The organism is Pseudomonas sp. M30-35, assembly GCF_002163625.1.
Classification (GTDB): domain Bacteria; phylum Pseudomonadota; class Gammaproteobacteria; order Pseudomonadales; family Pseudomonadaceae; genus Aquipseudomonas.
Window position 1 is genome coordinate 692387 of record NZ_CP020892.1, and the last position, 16690, is coordinate 709076.

General features: G+C 51.3%; 12 protein-coding genes, 6 tRNA genes and 3 rRNA genes. 20 read left to right on the forward strand and 1 reads right to left on the reverse strand.

Going from position 1 to position 16690, the window contains the following annotated elements; genetic code table 11:
• Positions 1 to 4 precede the first annotated feature (4 nt).
• Positions 5 to 1414 (reverse strand): OapA family protein, encoded by a 1410-nt coding sequence (locus B9K09_RS03060; RefSeq protein WP_087515470.1) that lies wholly within the window; start codon positions 1412 to 1414, stop codon positions 5 to 7.
• Positions 1415 to 1636: 222 nt separating this feature from the next.
• On the opposite strand from B9K09_RS03060, the gene tyrS reads away from it, so the two are divergent.
• The 20 genes from tyrS to rplL all read left to right on the forward strand — a co-directional run bounded on the left by tyrS (position 1637) and on the right by rplL (position 16543).
• Positions 1637 to 2836 (forward strand): tyrosine--tRNA ligase, encoded by a 1200-nt coding sequence (gene tyrS / locus B9K09_RS03065; RefSeq protein ID WP_087515471.1) that lies wholly within the window; start codon positions 1637 to 1639, stop codon positions 2834 to 2836.
• Between the two features lie 572 nt (positions 2837 to 3408).
• Positions 3409 to 4951, forward strand: a 16S ribosomal RNA gene (locus B9K09_RS03075).
• 65 nt (positions 4952 to 5016) lie between these two features.
• A tRNA-Ile gene (locus B9K09_RS03080) sits at positions 5017 to 5093 on the forward strand.
• Between the two features lie 31 nt (positions 5094 to 5124).
• Positions 5125 to 5200: transfer RNA gene (locus B9K09_RS03085), tRNA-Ala, on the forward strand.
• A 260-nt stretch (positions 5201 to 5460) separates the two neighbouring features.
• Positions 5461 to 8352 (forward strand): 23S ribosomal RNA (locus tag B9K09_RS03090).
• 126 nt (positions 8353 to 8478) lie between these two features.
• Positions 8479 to 8594 (forward strand): 5S ribosomal RNA (rrf, locus tag B9K09_RS03095).
• The 16S, 23S and 5S rRNA genes sit together here with 2 tRNA genes alongside, the layout of an rRNA operon.
• A gap of 378 nt (positions 8595 to 8972) precedes the next feature.
• A complete protein-coding gene (birA, locus tag B9K09_RS03100) occupies positions 8973 to 9938 on the forward strand; it encodes a bifunctional biotin--[acetyl-CoA-carboxylase] ligase/biotin operon repressor BirA (protein WP_087515472.1) in 966 nt (321 codons plus the stop codon).
• On the forward strand, positions 9928 to 10674 hold the full coding sequence (locus B9K09_RS03105) for a pantothenate kinase (RefSeq protein WP_087515473.1): 747 nt from the start codon (positions 9928 to 9930) through the stop codon (positions 10672 to 10674). The genes birA and B9K09_RS03105 overlap by 11 nt, the downstream gene beginning before the upstream one ends.
• A 7-nt stretch (positions 10675 to 10681) precedes the next feature.
• On the forward strand, positions 10682 to 11356 hold the full coding sequence (locus tag B9K09_RS03110) for an SPOR domain-containing protein (RefSeq protein ID WP_087515474.1): 675 nt from the start codon (positions 10682 to 10684) through the stop codon (positions 11354 to 11356).
• Between the two features lie 142 nt (positions 11357 to 11498).
• Positions 11499 to 11583 (forward strand) — tRNA-Tyr (locus B9K09_RS03115).
• 24 nt (positions 11584 to 11607) lie between these two features.
• A tRNA-Gly gene (locus B9K09_RS03120) sits at positions 11608 to 11681 on the forward strand.
• A gap of 26 nt (positions 11682 to 11707) precedes the next feature.
• Positions 11708 to 11783 (forward strand) — tRNA-Thr (locus tag B9K09_RS03125).
• A gap of 84 nt (positions 11784 to 11867) precedes the next feature.
• Positions 11868 to 13061 (forward strand): elongation factor Tu, encoded by a 1194-nt coding sequence (gene tuf / locus B9K09_RS03130; RefSeq protein ID WP_087515475.1) that lies wholly within the window; start codon positions 11868 to 11870, stop codon positions 13059 to 13061.
• A 53-nt stretch (positions 13062 to 13114) separates the two neighbouring features.
• Positions 13115 to 13190: transfer RNA gene (locus B9K09_RS03135), tRNA-Trp, on the forward strand.
• Between the two features lie 43 nt (positions 13191 to 13233).
• Complete coding sequence (gene secE, locus B9K09_RS03140) at positions 13234 to 13602, forward strand: preprotein translocase subunit SecE (RefSeq protein WP_087515476.1); 369 nt, start codon at positions 13234 to 13236, stop codon at positions 13600 to 13602.
• A 9-nt stretch (positions 13603 to 13611) separates the two neighbouring features.
• Complete coding sequence (gene nusG / locus B9K09_RS03145) at positions 13612 to 14145, forward strand: transcription termination/antitermination protein NusG (RefSeq protein ID WP_087515477.1); 534 nt, start codon at positions 13612 to 13614, stop codon at positions 14143 to 14145.
• A 118-nt stretch (positions 14146 to 14263) separates the two neighbouring features.
• Positions 14264 to 14695, forward strand: coding sequence for a 50S ribosomal protein L11 (gene rplK, locus B9K09_RS03150; protein ID WP_010490901.1), 432 nt, complete (start codon positions 14264 to 14266; stop codon positions 14693 to 14695).
• Positions 14696 to 15391 (forward strand): 50S ribosomal protein L1, encoded by a 696-nt coding sequence (gene rplA / locus B9K09_RS03155; protein ID WP_087515478.1) that lies wholly within the window; start codon positions 14696 to 14698, stop codon positions 15389 to 15391.
• Between the two features lie 201 nt (positions 15392 to 15592).
• On the forward strand, positions 15593 to 16093 hold the full coding sequence (rplJ, locus tag B9K09_RS03160; RefSeq protein WP_087515479.1) for a 50S ribosomal protein L10: 501 nt from the start codon (positions 15593 to 15595) through the stop codon (positions 16091 to 16093).
• Between the two features lie 78 nt (positions 16094 to 16171).
• Positions 16172 to 16543, forward strand: a complete 372-nt coding sequence (gene rplL, locus B9K09_RS03165; protein WP_087515480.1) for a 50S ribosomal protein L7/L12 — start codon at positions 16172 to 16174, stop codon at positions 16541 to 16543.
• The last annotated feature ends 147 nt before the right edge of the window (positions 16544 to 16690 follow it).

Here is a 16690-nt window from a genome sequence, read left to right on the forward strand (position 1 = left end):
GCAGTTAGCGCTTGTTTTGTGCAAGCATGGTGCTGCGCTCTTGATCCATCTGCGCCATCAACGGCTTGGTGGTCGCCATGAATCGAGCTTTTTCATTCTTGGCGATTGGGTCTGCCATCGGCAGCTTCTGGCTCAATGGGTCAACGTGCACACCGTTGACCTGGAATTCATAATGCAAATGCGGTCCGGTGGACAGGCCAGTGGTACCAATGTAACCAATGATCTGACCTTGTTTGACCGAGCCACCAGTGCGAATGCCTTTGGCGAAACCCTGCATATGGCCATACAGCGTGCGGTAACGTTGACCGTGTTGAATAATTACGGCATTACCGTAGCCTCCACGGCGCCCCGCGAGGACAATTTTCCCATCGCCAGTGGCTTTAATTGGCGTGCCGCGTGGTGCTGCGTAATCAACACCTTTATGCGCACGGATTTTGTTCAGAATCGGATGCCGACGGCCATTGGAGAAGCGCGAGCTAATACGGGCGAAGTCTACCGGTGTTCGAATAAAGGCTTTGCGCATGCTGCTACCGTCGGCACCGTAGTAAGTGGTGTTACCGCGTTTGTCGGTATAGCGTACGGCTGTATAAGTTTTGCCGCGATTGGTAAAGCGGGCAGAAAGGATGTTGCCGCTGCCGACACGCTTGCCGTTGACGAGCTTGTCTTCGTAGATGACTTCGAACTCGTCGCCATTACGAATATCCATAGCAAAATCGATGTCATAACCGAAGATGTTAGCCAACTGCATCGTTAGGCTGTGTGGCAAACCTGAGCGCTGGCCTGCCAGTGACAGAGAGCTGCGAATCACCCCATGAGCATAAGCGTTCTTCACTTCGGGTTTGATGATGTCGCGTTTGAAAGCATAGCCGTCATCAGTTTTCGCGATGCTGACGGTTTCCATGTCACTGAGCTTGCTGCTCATGCGTTGAAATTCGCCGGTGTCGCTGAATTTGAAATCTAGAACTTGGCCCGCTTTGATCCGCGTAAGCTTCTTCGCTTCTTTGCTACTGCTGAGTACTTCATGCAATGTGCTGGCAGGAATATTGGCGCGCTCGAACAAGGTCGATAGCGTGTCGCCTTTCTCTACTGTCAGTTGGCGTTCGGTAGGGTCTTTGGGCGGAGCTACAGGTTCAGGGGTAATTGCAGCTGTAGCTTCTGGTTGTGTCGGCGTGCCCATGTTTGCGAACGGGGCCGGTACTGTGTCTTCTGGGTTGATTATGTTCGCGGCATCACTGCCTGGTTCGAACTGCTCTGTGTCGTTATTCAGGTCCAAGCCGATGTAGGTTTTTTTCGCTTCTACTTCACGCGTGGGAAACACCAGAAGGGCAAGACTGAGGATGGCGGCGACACCGCTAGCCGCGAGAATATGGGTTTTGGGGTAAAGAGGTGGCTTTTTGCTAGTTATATTTGTCATAAAGATGGCTTTTGGCTACGAAAAGATGAAAAGAGAAATATATAAAATAGGTAGTACATGATGAATGTGCACTAACTGTATAAAATATAACCAAATTGCCCCTGAGGCAACCCGGATAGCGACGCAAAGGTGTAAGTTTGTTTGTAGATTGGCAAAACTTGTCATTTACCTGTGATCTTGTATCGTTGTTCACCTTTATTTTTAGTGGTCATGAGTCCTGCTATGAAGTCGGTTGAAGAGCAGCTAGCGCTAATTAAGCGCGGCGCAGAGGAAGTCCTAGTTGAATCCGAGCTGATCGAGAAGCTCAAGCGCGGGCAGCCGCTGCGTATTAAGGCGGGCTTTGATCCAACCGCGCCAGATCTTCATCTCGGTCATACCGTGCTTATTAATAAGCTGCGTCAATTCCAGGAGTTAGGTCATCAGGTGATTTTCCTGATTGGCGACTTCACTGGGATGATCGGTGATCCAAGCGGTAAGAGTGCAACGCGTCCGCCGTTGACGCGTGAACAGGTTTTGGAGAACGCCGAGACCTATAAGGCTCAGGTGTTTAAAATTCTTGATCCAGCGAAGACCGAGGTTGCATTCAACTCAACGTGGATGGAGCAGCTGACGCCAGCTGACTTTATTAAGCTGGCTTCGCAGTACACTGTTGCGCGGATGCTTGAGCGTGATGACTTTGATAAGCGCTACACCACCAATCAGCCGATCGCGATTCATGAGTTCCTCTATCCGTTGGTGCAAGGCTATGACTCGGTCGCATTGAAGGCTGATGTTGAGCTGGGTGGAACCGATCAGAAGTTTAACTTGCTGATGGGGCGTGAGCTGCAGCGTTCATACGGGCAGTCATCACAGTGCATCGTCACCATGCCTTTGCTCGAAGGTCTTGATGGTGTGAAGAAGATGTCCAAATCGCTGGGTAACTATATTGGTATCCAGGAAGCGCCGGGGGCTATCTATAACAAGCTGGTGTCGATGCCTGACTCGTTGATGTGGCGTTACTTCGAGTTGTTGAGTTTCCGTTCTATGGACGAGATCAATCAGTTCAAGCTTGATGTTGAAGCTGGTGCGAACCCGCGTGACATCAAAATTAAGTTGGCTGAAGAGATTGTTGCGCGCTTCCATGGTGAAGAGGCAGCGGCTAATGCTCATCGTTCTGCGGGTAACCGTATGAAGGAAGGTGAGTTGCCGGAAGACCTACCGGAGATCGAGCTGTTATCCGCTGAAGATATGCCTATCTCTGCGCTGCTTAATAAAGCAGGGTTGGTCAAGAACTCCGCAGCAGCTCGCGACTTGTTAGGTAATGGTGGTGTGCGCGTCGACGGCGAAGTGGTTGATCGCACCTATATAGTCAAGCTAGGCGCAACTCAGGTCTTTCAGGCAGGTAAGAAGGCTTTTGCACGAATTAGCTTAAAAGCCGAATAAAACCCTTGACGGCAAATCTGAGGTGCCTATAATGCGCACCTCTTCCGGCGTAGACCTATCGGAAAACCTCTTGTAAAACAAGAAGTTAGCTTAAAAAGAGGGGTTGCAAAGCAACGAAAGTTGTGTAGAATGCGCCGGGCTCTGAAGGGTGTTTAGATGGCCTTTAGAGTGATCGCCACGGTGATCGAAAGCGGTAGAAAAAGAGGTGTTGACAGCGGTTTTGAACGCTGTAGAATGCGCCTCCCGCTGACGAGAAGCTGGTTTGATCGGAAGCGCAAGTGGTTGAGTAGAAACGGTTTTCTGCGGAAAAGAACTTCGAAAAACAGCTTGACAGTAAATGAGGCTGCTGTAGAATGCGCGCCTCGGTTGAGACGAAAGACTTAACCAACCGCTCTTTAACAACTGAATCAAGCAATTCGTGTGGGTGCTTGTGAGGTAAGACTGATAGTCAACAGATTATCAGCATCACAAAGCAACACTCGTTAATTCGAGAGTTACCTTACATTAATTTGTAAGTTTTGCGATTGCTGAGCCAAGTTTATAAGGTTTTCTCAAAACCTAATTGCAGTATTAAACTGAAGAGTTTGATCATGGCTCAGATTGAACGCTGGCGGCAGGCCTAACACATGCAAGTCGAGCGGTAACAGGAGGTAGCTTGCTACTTTGCTGACGAGCGGCGGACGGGTGAGTAATGCCTAGGAATCTGCCTAGTAGTGGGGGATAACGTTCGGAAACGGACGCTAATACCGCATACGTCCTACGGGAGAAAGTGGGGGATCTTCGGACCTCACGCTATTAGATGAGCCTAGGTCGGATTAGCTAGTTGGTGAGGTAATGGCTCACCAAGGCGACGATCCGTAACTGGTCTGAGAGGATGATCAGTCACACTGGAACTGAGACACGGTCCAGACTCCTACGGGAGGCAGCAGTGGGGAATATTGGACAATGGGCGAAAGCCTGATCCAGCCATGCCGCGTGTGTGAAGAAGGTCTTCGGATTGTAAAGCACTTTAAGTTGGGAGGAAGGGCAGTAAATTAATACTTTGCTGTTTTGACGTTACCGACAGAATAAGCACCGGCTAACTCTGTGCCAGCAGCCGCGGTAATACAGAGGGTGCAAGCGTTAATCGGAATTACTGGGCGTAAAGCGCGCGTAGGCGGTTTGTTAAGTTGAATGTGAAAGCCCCGGGCTCAACCTGGGAACTGCATCCAAAACTGGCAAGCTAGAGTACAGTAGAGGGTGGTGGAATTTCCTGTGTAGCGGTGAAATGCGTAGATATAGGAAGGAACACCAGTGGCGAAGGCGACCACCTGGACTGATACTGACGCTGAGGTGCGAAAGCGTGGGGAGCAAACAGGATTAGATACCCTGGTAGTCCACGCCGTAAACGATGTCAACTAGCCGTTGGATTCCTTGAGAATTTAGTGGCGCAGCTAACGCATTAAGTTGACCGCCTGGGGAGTACGGCCGCAAGGTTAAAACTCAAATGAATTGACGGGGGCCCGCACAAGCGGTGGAGCATGTGGTTTAATTCGAAGCAACGCGAAGAACCTTACCTGGCCTTGACATGCTGAGAACTTTCTAGAGATAGATTGGTGCCTTCGGGAACTCAGACACAGGTGCTGCATGGCTGTCGTCAGCTCGTGTCGTGAGATGTTGGGTTAAGTCCCGTAACGAGCGCAACCCTTGTCCTTAGTTACCAGCACGTAATGGTGGGAACTCTAAGGAGACTGCCGGTGACAAACCGGAGGAAGGTGGGGATGACGTCAAGTCATCATGGCCCTTACGGCCAGGGCTACACACGTGCTACAATGGTCGGTACAAAGGGTTGCCAAGCCGCGAGGTGGAGCTAATCCCATAAAACCGATCGTAGTCCGGATCGCAGTCTGCAACTCGACTGCGTGAAGTCGGAATCGCTAGTAATCGTGAATCAGAATGTCACGGTGAATACGTTCCCGGGCCTTGTACACACCGCCCGTCACACCATGGGAGTGGGTTGCACCAGAAGTAGCTAGTCTAACCTTCGGGGGGACGGTTACCACGGTGTGATTCATGACTGGGGTGAAGTCGTAACAAGGTAGCCGTAGGGGAACCTGCGGCTGGATCACCTCCTTAATCGACGACATCAGCTTCCTTATAAGCTCCCACACGAATTGCTTGATTCATTGCGAAAGACGATTGGGTCTGTAGCTCAGTTGGTTAGAGCGCACCCCTGATAAGGGTGAGGTCGGCAGTTCGAATCTGCCCAGACCCACCAATTGTTGAGGGGTTAGGCCTTGGATGTAAATGGGGCCATAGCTCAGCTGGGAGAGCGCCTGCCTTGCACGCAGGAGGTCAGCGGTTCGATCCCGCTTGGCTCCACCACTTTACAGATTGCTTGATTCGTTTTTGTTAGTGTTCAGAAATGAGCATTCCTACTGAAGGGTAGTTGAATGTTGATTTCTGGTCTTTGACTAGAAAGAAAATCGTTCTTTAAAAATTTGGGTATGTGATAGAAGTGACTAATTGATTACTTTCACTGGTAATTAATTTGGTCAAGGTAAAATTTGTAGTTCTCAATTGCAAATTTTCGGCGAATGTCTACTTCACGTTATAGACAATAACCAGATTGCTTGGGGTTATATGGTCAAGTGAAGAAGCGCATACGGTGGATGCCTTGGCAGTCAGAGGCGATGAAAGACGTGATAGCCTGCGAAAAGCTTCGGGGAGGTGGCAAATAACCTTTGATCCGGAGATGTCTGAATGGGGGAACCCAGCCATCATAAGATGGTTATCTTGCACTGAATACATAGGTGTAAGAGGCGAACCAGGGGAACTGAAACATCTAAGTACCCTGAGGAATAGAAATCAACCGAGATTCCCTTAGTAGTGGCGAGCGAACGGGGACTAGCCCTTAAGTTGATTAGAGATTAGCGGAACGCTCTGGAAAGTGCGGCCATAGTGGGTGATAGCCCTGTACGCGAAAATCTCTTTTCAATGAAATCGAGTAGGACGGAGCACGAGAAACTTTGTCTGAATATGGGGGGACCATCCTCCAAGGCTAAATACTACTGACTGACCGATAGTGAACTAGTACCGTGAGGGAAAGGCGAAAAGAACCCCGGAGAGGGGAGTGAAATAGATCCTGAAACCGTATGCGTACAAGCAGTGGGAGCAGACTTTGTTCTGTGACTGCGTACCTTTTGTATAATGGGTCAGCGACTTATTTTCAGTGGCAAGCTTAACCGAATAGGGGAGGCGTAGCGAAAGCGAGTCTTAATAGGGCGTTTAGTCGCTGGGAATAGACCCGAAACCGGGCGATCTATCCATGGGCAGGTTGAAGGTTGGGTAACACTAACTGGAGGACCGAACCGACTACCGTTGAAAAGTTAGCGGATGACCTGTGGATCGGAGTGAAAGGCTAATCAAGCTCGGAGATAGCTGGTTCTCCTCGAAAGCTATTTAGGTAGCGCCTCGTGTATCACTGCTGGGGGTAGAGCACTGTTTCGGCTAGGGGGTCATCCCGACTTACCAAACCGATGCAAACTCCGAATACCAGCAAGTGTCAGCACGGGAGACACACGGCGGGTGCTAACGTCCGTCGTGAAAAGGGAAACAACCCAGACCGTCAGCTAAGGTCCCAAAGTTATGGTTAAGTGGGAAACGATGTGGGAAGGCTTAGACAGCTAGGAGGTTGGCTTAGAAGCAGCCACCCTTTAAAGAAAGCGTAATAGCTCACTAGTCGAGTCGGCCTGCGCGGAAGATGTAACGGGGCTCAAACCATACACCGAAGCTACGGGTTCATCCTTTGGATGAGCGGTAGAGGAGCGTTCTGTAAGCCTGTGAAGGTGAGTTGAGAAGCTTGCTGGAGGTATCAGAAGTGCGAATGCTGACATGAGTAACGACAATGCGAGTGAAAAACTCGCACGCCGAAAGACCAAGGTTTCCTGCGCAACGTTAATCGACGCAGGGTGAGTCGGCCCCTAAGGTGAGGCAGAAATGCGTAATCGATGGGAAACGGGTTAATATTCCCGTACTTCTAATTACTGCGATGGAGGGACGGAGAAGGCTAGGCCAGCACGGCGTTGGTTGTCCGTGTTTAAGGTGGTAGGCTGGAATCTTAGGTAAATCCGGGATTCTAAGGCCGAGAACTGATGACGAGTTGTCTTTTAGACGATGAAGTGGTTGATGCCATGCTTCCAGGAAAAGCTTCTAAGCTTCAGGTAATTAGAAACCGTACCCCAAACCGACACAGGTGGTTAGGTAGAGAATACCAAGGCGCTTGAGAGAACTCGGGTGAAGGAACTAGGCAAAATGGCACCGTAACTTCGGGAGAAGGTGCGCCGGTGAGTGTGAAGGGTTTACCCCGTAAGCACATGCCGGTCGAAGATACCAGGCCGCTGCGACTGTTTATTAAAAACACAGCACTCTGCAAACACGAAAGTGGACGTATAGGGTGTGACGCCTGCCCGGTGCCGGAAGGTTAATTGATGGGGTTAGCTAACGCGAAGCTCTTGATCGAAGCCCCGGTAAACGGCGGCCGTAACTATAACGGTCCTAAGGTAGCGAAATTCCTTGTCGGGTAAGTTCCGACCTGCACGAATGGCGTAACGATGGCGGCGCTGTCTCCACCCGAGACTCAGTGAAATTGAAATCGCTGTGAAGATGCAGTGTATCCGCGGCTAGACGGAAAGACCCCGTGAACCTTTACTATAGCTTTGCACTGGACTTTGAGTTTACTTGTGTAGGATAGGTGGGAGGCTTTGAAGCGTGGACGCCAGTTCGCGTGGAGCCAACCTTGAAATACCACCCTGGTAACCTTGAGGTTCTAACTCTGGTCCGTTATCCGGATCGAGGACAGTGTATGGTGGGTAGTTTGACTGGGGCGGTCTCCTCCTAAAGAGTAACGGAGGAGTACGAAGGTGCGCTCAGACCGGTCGGAAATCGGTCGTAGAGTATAAAGGCAAAAGCGCGCTTGACTGCGAGACAGACACGTCGAGCAGGTACGAAAGTAGGTCTTAGTGATCCGGTGGTTCTGTATGGAAGGGCCATCGCTCAACGGATAAAAGGTACTCCGGGGATAACAGGCTGATACCGCCCAAGAGTTCATATCGACGGCGGTGTTTGGCACCTCGATGTCGGCTCATCACATCCTGGGGCTGAAGCCGGTCCCAAGGGTATGGCTGTTCGCCATTTAAAGTGGTACGCGAGCTGGGTTTAGAACGTCGTGAGACAGTTCGGTCCCTATCTGCCGTGGACGTTTGAGATTTGAGAGGGGCTGCTCCTAGTACGAGAGGACCGGAGTGGACGAACCTCTGGTGTTCCGGTTGTCACGCCAGTGGCATTGCCGGGTAGCTATGTTCGGAAAAGATAACCGCTGAAAGCATCTAAGCGGGAAACTTGCCTTAAGATGAGATCTCACTGGAACCTTGAGTTCCCTAAAGGGCCGTCGAAGACTACGACGTTGATAGGTGGGGTGTGTAAGCGCTGTGAGGCGTTGAGCTAACCCATACTAATTGCCCGTGAGGCTTGACCATATAACACCCAAACAATTTGCTGTTTGTGTGTCATGACAGAAGTTGATGAAACCGAAAGTTTGCACGACTACAAACATCACATACCCGATTCGAAGCAGCGTCCTAGACGAGGCTTCAAACAAATTGCTTGACGACCATAGAGCATTGGAACCACCTGATCCCATCCCGAACTCAGTAGTGAAACGATGCATCGCCGATGGTAGTGTGGGGTTTCCCCATGTGAGAGTAGGTCATCGTCAAGCGTCTATACCGAAACCCCAGATCATGTAAATGGTCTGGGGTTTCTCTCTGCGCAAAAGAAAAGTTCGGAAGGGCGGCAGCGCGCAGCGTGCCCGCCTATGCTTAACGGCCCAGGTGTTAGTAGCGACACAGCCGGTGGATGGATAAAGCGTCATCCACCCTACGTGGCAGCAGTCGCCGCGACCCGCATGGTGCGCACCAAACCGCGCGCAGGCCCAAATCTCACGCATTAAAAAGCCACCTGACGGTGGCTTTTTAATTACCACGGCTAGTCATGTGAGTAATCACATTTTATCTGCATGGTTAATCATTTGGCCCGTGAGTAGGCAATGTGACGCCTCGCCGTTATCATGCGTGCCTCAATATTTTACGAGCTAAACATGCAGCCACTATTACGGCTACTTCAAGACGGCAGGTTTCATTCGGGCGAAGCTCTGGGTGAGGCGCTGGGTATTAGTCGTTCGGCTGTATGGAAGCAGTTGCAGGTGCTCGAGGCTGAGTTCGGGTTATCGATTCATAAAGTACGTGGGCGTGGTTACCAATTGCAAAATCCACTCATATTGCTCGATCAGCAGCGTCTGTCCGCGAGTCATGCCGCTCAAGGTTGGCCCGTCACGGTATTGCAGTCCGTAGATTCAACCAATGCAGAGGTTCTGCGGCTATTGGCTGCTGGAGAATCAGCACCATTTGTACTGTTAGCTGAGCAGCAGACTGCTGGCCGCGGTCGCCGTGGTCGTACTTGGGTCAGCCCGTTTGCTGAGAATATGTATTACAGCCTGATTATCCGTATTGATGGTGGGATGCGTCAGGTTGAAGGGCTCAGTTTGGTTGTGGGTTTGGCGTTGCTCAAGGCAATTGAACAGCTTGGTATTAGCAATGCTGGATTGAAGTGGCCTAACGATGTACTGGTTGAGGGTCAGAAAATCGCGGGAATCCTGCTTGAAATGTCAGGTGATCCTGGTGATGTATGTCACGTGGTTATCGGTGTTGGAGTCAACGTCAATATGAAGATGGTTGGGGCTGATGTGATCACCCAGGCGTGGACCTCATTGTCTAACGTGCTGGGTCGCTCGGTGGACCGTAACCAGTTAGTTGAGTTCTTTAGCGTGCACCTGCAAAGGTATATTGATGTACATATGCGCAATGGGTTTGCAGCCTTGCAGACTGAATGGCAAGACAATCATCTTTGGCAGGGGCGTATGGCAACGTTAACGGCGGGGCAGACCCCCATCAAGGGTGAAATATTAGGTGTTGATGCTACGGGGGCTATTCGCCTACGGGTTGATGGCGAGGAGCGTAGTTTCAGTGGTGGTGAGTTGAGCTTGAGGCTGAGCGATGATTCTTGAGCTTGATTGCGGTAATAGCTTTATAAAGTGGCGCGCATTGGCGGGAGATGCATCACAGGTTATTTGTGGTGGTGTTGTCGGCTCTGATGAAGAGTTGATGCAGGCGGTGCAGGCGCAATCATTGCGCTTGCGTGTCTGTCGGCTAGTAAGCGTGCGTACTGATGCTGAAACTCAGTCATTGGTTGGGTTGATCAGCCAGCAATTTGGCATTGAGTGTATATGTGCTCAGGCGGTCCCCGAGCTTGCAGGTGTGCGCAATGGCTATGAGCAATATCAGCAACTGGGGCTTGATCGTTGGCTGGCCTTGGTCGGAGCGTACTTGCAGGCTGGCAAGGCATGCCTTGTTCTTGATCTGGGTACGGCGGTGACGGCTGATTTTGTCAGTGCTAATGGTGAGCACCTTGGTGGATTTATCTGCCCTGGCGTTCCGTTGATGCGTAATCAGTTGCGTACCCATACCCGGCGCATTCGCTACAGCGATGATGTCGCCGAGCGCGCGCAACAGAACAACGGTCCAGGGCGCACTACAGCTGAGGCCGTAGAGCGCGGCTGTTCACTTATGCTGCAGGGCTTTGTCGCGACGCAGTTGGAGCTTGCCGGTGAATACCTAGGCGATGCATTTGTGGTATTCCTGACCGGAGGGGATGCTGCACTTGCGGTTGATATGGCGCCAGGCGCGATCATTGCTCCAGATTTGGTTTTTAAGGGGTTGGCTGCTGCCTGCCCGCTGCCTTGAGGTTCGCATGCGTTGGATTTTTTTATTGCTGGTGGTGCTTAACGCTTTCTACTATGTCTGGCATCAACAGCAGGCGCCTTTAAAACCTAAAGAGGTCGCCGCTACAACCTTGCGGCAGGATAGCGGGCGCGATATTCAGTTGCTTAGTGAAACTGATGGTGATCAGCGCCGGGCGCCGGTAGTGGAAGAACTGCCGGCAGATGACACTTGTATGTATCTCGGCGCGTTTGATCAGCGCTCAGAGGCTGAGGTTGTTGAGCAGCGCCTGATAAGTCTCGATATTAATTCTGAAGTGCGTTCGGTTGATGATCAGGCTGGTGTCGATTACTGGGTTTATATTCCGCCGTTAGCGTCGCGTTCGGCATCCCTGCGTCAGCTTAGGGAGTTGCAGGCGCGCAATATCGATAGCTATTTGATTTCCCAGGGGGATCTGGAGAACGGCATCTCTTTGGGTATATTTCCGCGCAAGGACTCTGCGCAGAGCGTTATTCAGCGCCTGCAAGATGTCGGTTATGAATCCTCTTTGCGGGAATTACCGCGCGCACATCGTAGCTACTGGGTGCGTATAGCCCCGGAAAGTCGGCGTTTGGCCGATGATTCGCTGCTGGAAAAGCTCGCTTTTGATTTTAATGGTCTAAAACATCAATTAATGCCGTGCGAAAGCATTGCATCCTCTGAATAGATTGCATAGAATGGCGCCCGCTTCGCAGGGTGGCCTTAAACAGCTGTTCAGCAAAGTTACTGTCAAATGCGCTAAGCTCAGGTTTTTATTGAGAAAATGCTTGACAGTAGGGTGGCTTCTCTTGAGAATGCCGCTTCCTTTTGGAGGGATTCCCGAGCGGCCAAAGGGATCAGACTGTAAATCTGACGTCTACGACTTCGAAGGTTCGAATCCTTCTCCCTCCACCAGATTTAGCGTTAATTGCAAGTAGAGCGGGTGTAGTTTAGTGGTAGAACCTTAGCCTTCCAAGCTAATGATGCGGGTTCGATTCCCGCCACCCGCTCCAAGTTTGCAGTGTTCGCGACACTATTCGCTCATGTAGCTCAGTTGGTAGAGCACACCCTTGGTAAGGGTGAGGTCAGCGGTTCAAATCCGCTCATGAGCTCCATTTGATAAAGGCAGATATGCAAGTATCTGCCTTTATTTTAATGGTGGTAAGGCTTCTGCAATTCTTCGCTTGGAGACGGTCGAGATGGCTAAAGAAAAGTTTGAACGTAAAAAACCACACGTAAACGTTGGCACAATCGGCCACGTTGACCATGGTAAAACTACTCTGACTGCAGCACTGACTCGCGTTTGTGCTGAAACTTGGGGCGGTTCCGCTCGCGATTTCTCCCAGATCGACAACGCTCCGGAAGAAAAAGCACGTGGTATTACCATCAACACTTCCCACGTTGAATATGATTCACCAACCCGTCACTACGCACACGTAGACTGCCCGGGCCACGCTGACTATGTTAAAAACATGATCACTGGTGCTGCGCAGATGGACGGCGCGATTCTGGTTTGCTCGGCTGCCGATGGCCCGATGCCACAGACTCGTGAGCACATCCTGCTGTCCCGTCAGGTTGGCGTACCCTTCATCGTTGTCTTCCTGAACAAGGCTGACATGGTTGATGACGCTGAGCTGTTGGAACTGGTTGAGATGGAAGTTCGTGACCTGCTGTCGACTTACGACTTCCCAGGCGACGACACTCCAATCGTAATCGGTTCGGCGCTGATGGCTCTGAACGGTCAAGACGATAACGAAATGGGCACCACTGCCGTTCGTAAGCTGGTTGAGACTCTGGATACTTATATCCCTGAGCCTGAGCGTGCAATCGACAAGCCATTCCTGATGCCAATCGAAGACGTGTTCTCGATCTCTGGTCGCGGTACTGTTGTGACTGGTCGTGTTGAGCGTGGCATCGTTAAAGTACAGGAAGAAATTGAGATTGTTGGTATCCGTGATACCACCAAGACCATCTGTACTGGTGTTGAGATGTTCCGTAAGTTGCTCGACGAAGGTCGTGCTGGTGAGAACGTTGGCGTACTGCTGCGTGGCACCAAGCGTGATGACGTAGAGCGTGGTCAGGTACTGGCTAAGCCAGGCACCATCAAGCCACACACCAAGTTCGAAGGCGAAGTGTACGTCCTGTCGAAAGAAGAGGGTGGTCGTCACACTCCTTTCTTCAAGGGCTACCGTCCGCAGTTCTACTTCCGTACTACGGACGTAACTGGTAACTGCGAACTGCCGGAAGGCGTTGAAATGGTAATGCCGGGCGACAACATCAAAATGGTTGTTACCCTGATTGCTCCAATCGCCATGGAAGATGGTCTGCGTTTCGCGATTCGCGAAGGCGGCCGTACCGTTGGTGCTGGTGTAGTTGCCAAGATCATCGAGTAATCGGTTGATTTGTCCCTCTTAGGCCGACATAATGGTCGGCCTAATTTTGTTCTAGGTCAGTAGCTCAATTGGCAGAGCGACGGTCTCCAAAACCGTAGGTTGGGGGTTCGATTCCCTCCTGACCTGCCATTTTCTCATGAATTTGGCGCGTCTTTTAACAGGATCCTCGTAAATGAATGCAAAGGCTGAAGCCAAAGAAACTCGCTTTGACCTGCTCAAGTGGCTGGTTGTTGCTGCTCTTGTAGTGGCTGGCGTGGTTGGTAATCAGTACTTCGCAGCTGAGCCGATTCTGTATCGTGTACTGGCTCTGCTGGTTGTTGCTGTAGTCGCTGGTGTTGTTGCGTTGCAAACCTCAAAAGGTCAGGCCTTTTTTGTTTTGCTGAAAGAAGCGCGCGTCGAAATTCGTAAGGTTGTCTGGCCGACGCGTCAGGAAACCACGCAGACCACATTGATTGTTGTGGCTGTTGTTTTGGTAATGGCTCTGTTGTTGTGGGGATTAGATTCTCTGCTCGGCTGGGCTATTTCGTTGATTGTCGGCTAAGGGTGTCCCGTGGCTAAGCGTTGGTACGTCGTGCATGCTTACTCGGGTTACGAGAAGCATGTTATGCGTTCGTTGATCGAGCGTATAAAACTCGCTGGTATGGAAGATGGCTTTGGTGAAATTCTCGTGCCTACTGAAGAAGTGGTCGAGATGCGCAATGGTCAGAAGCGTAAAAGCGAGCGCAAGTTCTTTCCGGGTTATGTCCTGGTTCAAATGGACATGAGCGAAGGCACTTGGCACTTGGTTAAAGATACGCCACGTGTCATGGGTTTCATCGGTGGCACGGCTGATAAGCCGGCTGCAATCACTGATAAAGAAGCAGAAGCGATCTTGCGTCGCGTTGCTGATAGTGGTGATAAGCCTAAGCCGAAGACTCTGTTCGAGCCAGGTGAAATGATCCGTGTTACCGATGGCCCATTTGCTGATTTCAGCGGTGTCGTCGAAGAAGTTAACTATGAGAAGAGTCGTGTTCAGGTGGCTGTCACCATCTTCGGCCGCTCTACACCGGTAGAGCTGGAGTTCAGCCAGGTCGAGAAGGCATAGTTGACATAAGCATCCCTTACCCCGCAGTTATTGACTGCGGGGTTTTGTCGTCACTGGGATAAACGCGTAAGTAACTGGGGAGCCGTTAAGGCGTTTGAACCCAATATTGGAGTAGCTCATGGCTAAGAAAATTTCAGCTTATATCAAGCTGCAGGTAAAGGCAGGTCAAGCTAACCCTTCGCCACCGGTAGGTCCGGCGCTGGGTCAGCACGGTGTGAACATCATGGAATTCTGCAAGGCGTTCAACGCCAAGACCCAAGGCCAAGAGCCAGGTCTGCCGACTCCAGTGATCATCACTGTATATAGCGACCGTAGCTTCACCTTTGAAACCAAAAGCACCCCGGCTTCGGTTCTGTTGAAGAAAGCAGCTGGCTTGACCAGCGGTTCTGCTCGCCCGAATACCGTTAAAGTTGGCACCGTGACTCGTGCTCAGCTGGAAGAGATCGTTAAGGCTAAACAAGCTGATCTGACTGCCGCTGACTTGGATGCAGGCGTACGTACTATCGCCGGCTCCGCACGCAGCATGGGCCTCAACGTGGAGGGTGTGTAAATGGCTAAGCTGACTAAGCGTCAAAAGGCAATCGCTGAGAAAGTTGAAGCTGGTAAGGCTTACAACTTCAACGAAGCTGCCGCTCTCCTGGCCGAGATTTCGGCTGTCAAGTTCTCCGAGTCTGTAGACATCGCTGTGAACTTGGGCGTTGATCCGCGTAAATCTGACCAAGTTGTTCGTGGCGCTACTGTGCTGCCAAACGGCTCGGGCAAATCTGTTCGCGTTGCAGTGTTCACTCAGGGTCCAGCTGCTGAAGCTGCTCTGGCTGCCGGCGCTGATCGCGTTGGTATGGACGATCTGGCTGCTGAAATGAAAGGCGGCGACCTGAACTATGACGTCGTTATTGCATCGCCTGATGCAATGCGTGTTGTGGGTCAGTTGGGTCAAGTGCTCGGTCCTCGTGGCCTGATGCCTAACCCGAAGGTCGGCACTGTTACTCCTGACGTAGCAACTGCTGTGAAGAATGCTAAAGCTGGTCAAGTACGTTTCCGTACTGACAAGAACGGCATCATCCACGGTTCCGTCGGTAAAGTTGGTTTTGACGCCGAGAAGTTGAAGCAGAACGTTGAGGCTCTGATTGCAGACCTTAAGCGTTTGAAGCCTTCGACTTCTAAAGGTATCTACGTTAAGCGCGTGACCCTGAGCACTACCATGGGTCCAGGTTTGATCATTGATCAGGCTTCGCTCGACGCATAAGGAATAAAGCGGGCGTGAATTTCACGCTCGTTTGCAAAAATTGGGGTCCCTGCCTGGCGGGGGCTATCCAAGACCGTAGGTGGCGCAAGCCTTAAACAGGAAAACCTACGCAGATGGTGCTCCCGGTTCTTTACCGAATCAGACACCAAAACGACATCCGGCTTCGGCCAGATGAAACGGTAACAAGCAGGAGTTTTACCCGTGGCAATTAAACTCGAAGACAAGAAGGCCATCGTCGCTGAAGTCAACGAGGCTGCCCAAGCTGCCCTGTCCGCTGTCGTGGCTGATGCCCGTGGCGTGACCGTAGCTGCAATGACCGGACTCCGTAAAGAAGCTCGTGAATCAGGTGTTTACGTTAAAGTTGTACGTAACACTCTGCTCAAGCGCGCAGTTGAAGGCACTTCGTATGATGTGCTCAACGACGTCTTTACTGGCCCAACCCTGATTGCGTTTTCTAATGAACATCCGGGCGCTGCTGCTCGTATCTTCAAAGAATTCGCCAAGGGTCAGGACAAGTTCGAGATCAAGGCCGCCGCGTTTGAAGGAAAGCTGATCGCAGCCAACCAGATCGACGTACTGGCAAGCTTGCCGACATACGACGAAGCGATTTCTCAGCTGATGAGCGTGATTCAAGGCGCTACCAGCAAGTTCGTTCGTACTTTGGCAGCTGTTCGTGACCAGAAAGAATCTGCTGCTGCCTAAGGCACTCAGCACTCTTTCGATCATATTTGTTTATTTGATGGCCGCGAAGGCTGTCCCCCAATACAGGAAATTAGAGTCATGGCTCTGACTAACGAAGACATCATCAACGCCGTATCCGAAATGTCCGTGATGCAGGTTGTAGAACTGATCACCGCTATGGAAGAAAAGTTCGGCGTTAGCGCTGCTGCAGCTGTTGCTGCTGGCCCAGCTGCTGGCGGCGCTGCTGCTGCTGAAGAACAGACCGAGTTCAACATCGTTCTGCTTGAAGCTGGCGAGAAGAAAGTAAACGTAATTAAAGCAGTTCGTGAACTGACTGGTCTGGGCTTGAAAGAAGCCAAGGCAGTAGTTGACAGCGCTCCTGGCGTTGTTAAAGAAGGCGCTTCGAAAGAAGAAGCCGAAGCTGCTAAGAAAGTTCTGGAAGAAGCTGGCGCCAAAGTCGAGCTTAAGTAAGCACGACCTTGCGTCTACAGCCCGAGCAACTCGCTTAAGGCTGATGGCTGGTGGCTTTGCCACCGGCCTTTTTCCGTTCTAGGTTGGCTCTCGTACAGCTAGCCTAGGGCTGGAAAACCCCACCCGAAGTGGTGGCGCAAACCAAAG

What these genes read in the sequence shown, in the direction of transcription:
- tuf (WP_087515475.1), top strand. Translation starts at nt 11,868, where the DNA reads ATGGCTAAAGAAAAGTTTGAACGTAAAAAACCACACGTAAACGTTGGC.
- B9K09_RS03060 (WP_087515470.1), bottom strand. Translation starts at nt 1,414, where the DNA reads ATGACAAATATAACTAGCAAAAAGCCACCTCTTTACCCCAAAACCCAT.
- B9K09_RS03105 (WP_087515473.1), top strand. Translation starts at nt 9,928, where the DNA reads ATGATTCTTGAGCTTGATTGCGGTAATAGCTTTATAAAGTGGCGCGCA.
- rplA (WP_087515478.1), top strand. Translation starts at nt 14,696, where the DNA reads ATGGCTAAGCTGACTAAGCGTCAAAAGGCAATCGCTGAGAAAGTTGAA.
- rplK (WP_010490901.1), top strand. Translation starts at nt 14,264, where the DNA reads ATGGCTAAGAAAATTTCAGCTTATATCAAGCTGCAGGTAAAGGCAGGT.
- birA (WP_087515472.1), top strand. Translation starts at nt 8,973, where the DNA reads ATGCAGCCACTATTACGGCTACTTCAAGACGGCAGGTTTCATTCGGGC.
- rplL (WP_087515480.1), top strand. Translation starts at nt 16,172, where the DNA reads ATGGCTCTGACTAACGAAGACATCATCAACGCCGTATCCGAAATGTCC.
- secE (WP_087515476.1), top strand. Translation starts at nt 13,234, where the DNA reads ATGAATGCAAAGGCTGAAGCCAAAGAAACTCGCTTTGACCTGCTCAAG.
- B9K09_RS03110 (WP_087515474.1), top strand. Translation starts at nt 10,682, where the DNA reads ATGCGTTGGATTTTTTTATTGCTGGTGGTGCTTAACGCTTTCTACTAT.
- tyrS (WP_087515471.1), top strand. Translation starts at nt 1,637, where the DNA reads ATGAAGTCGGTTGAAGAGCAGCTAGCGCTAATTAAGCGCGGCGCAGAG.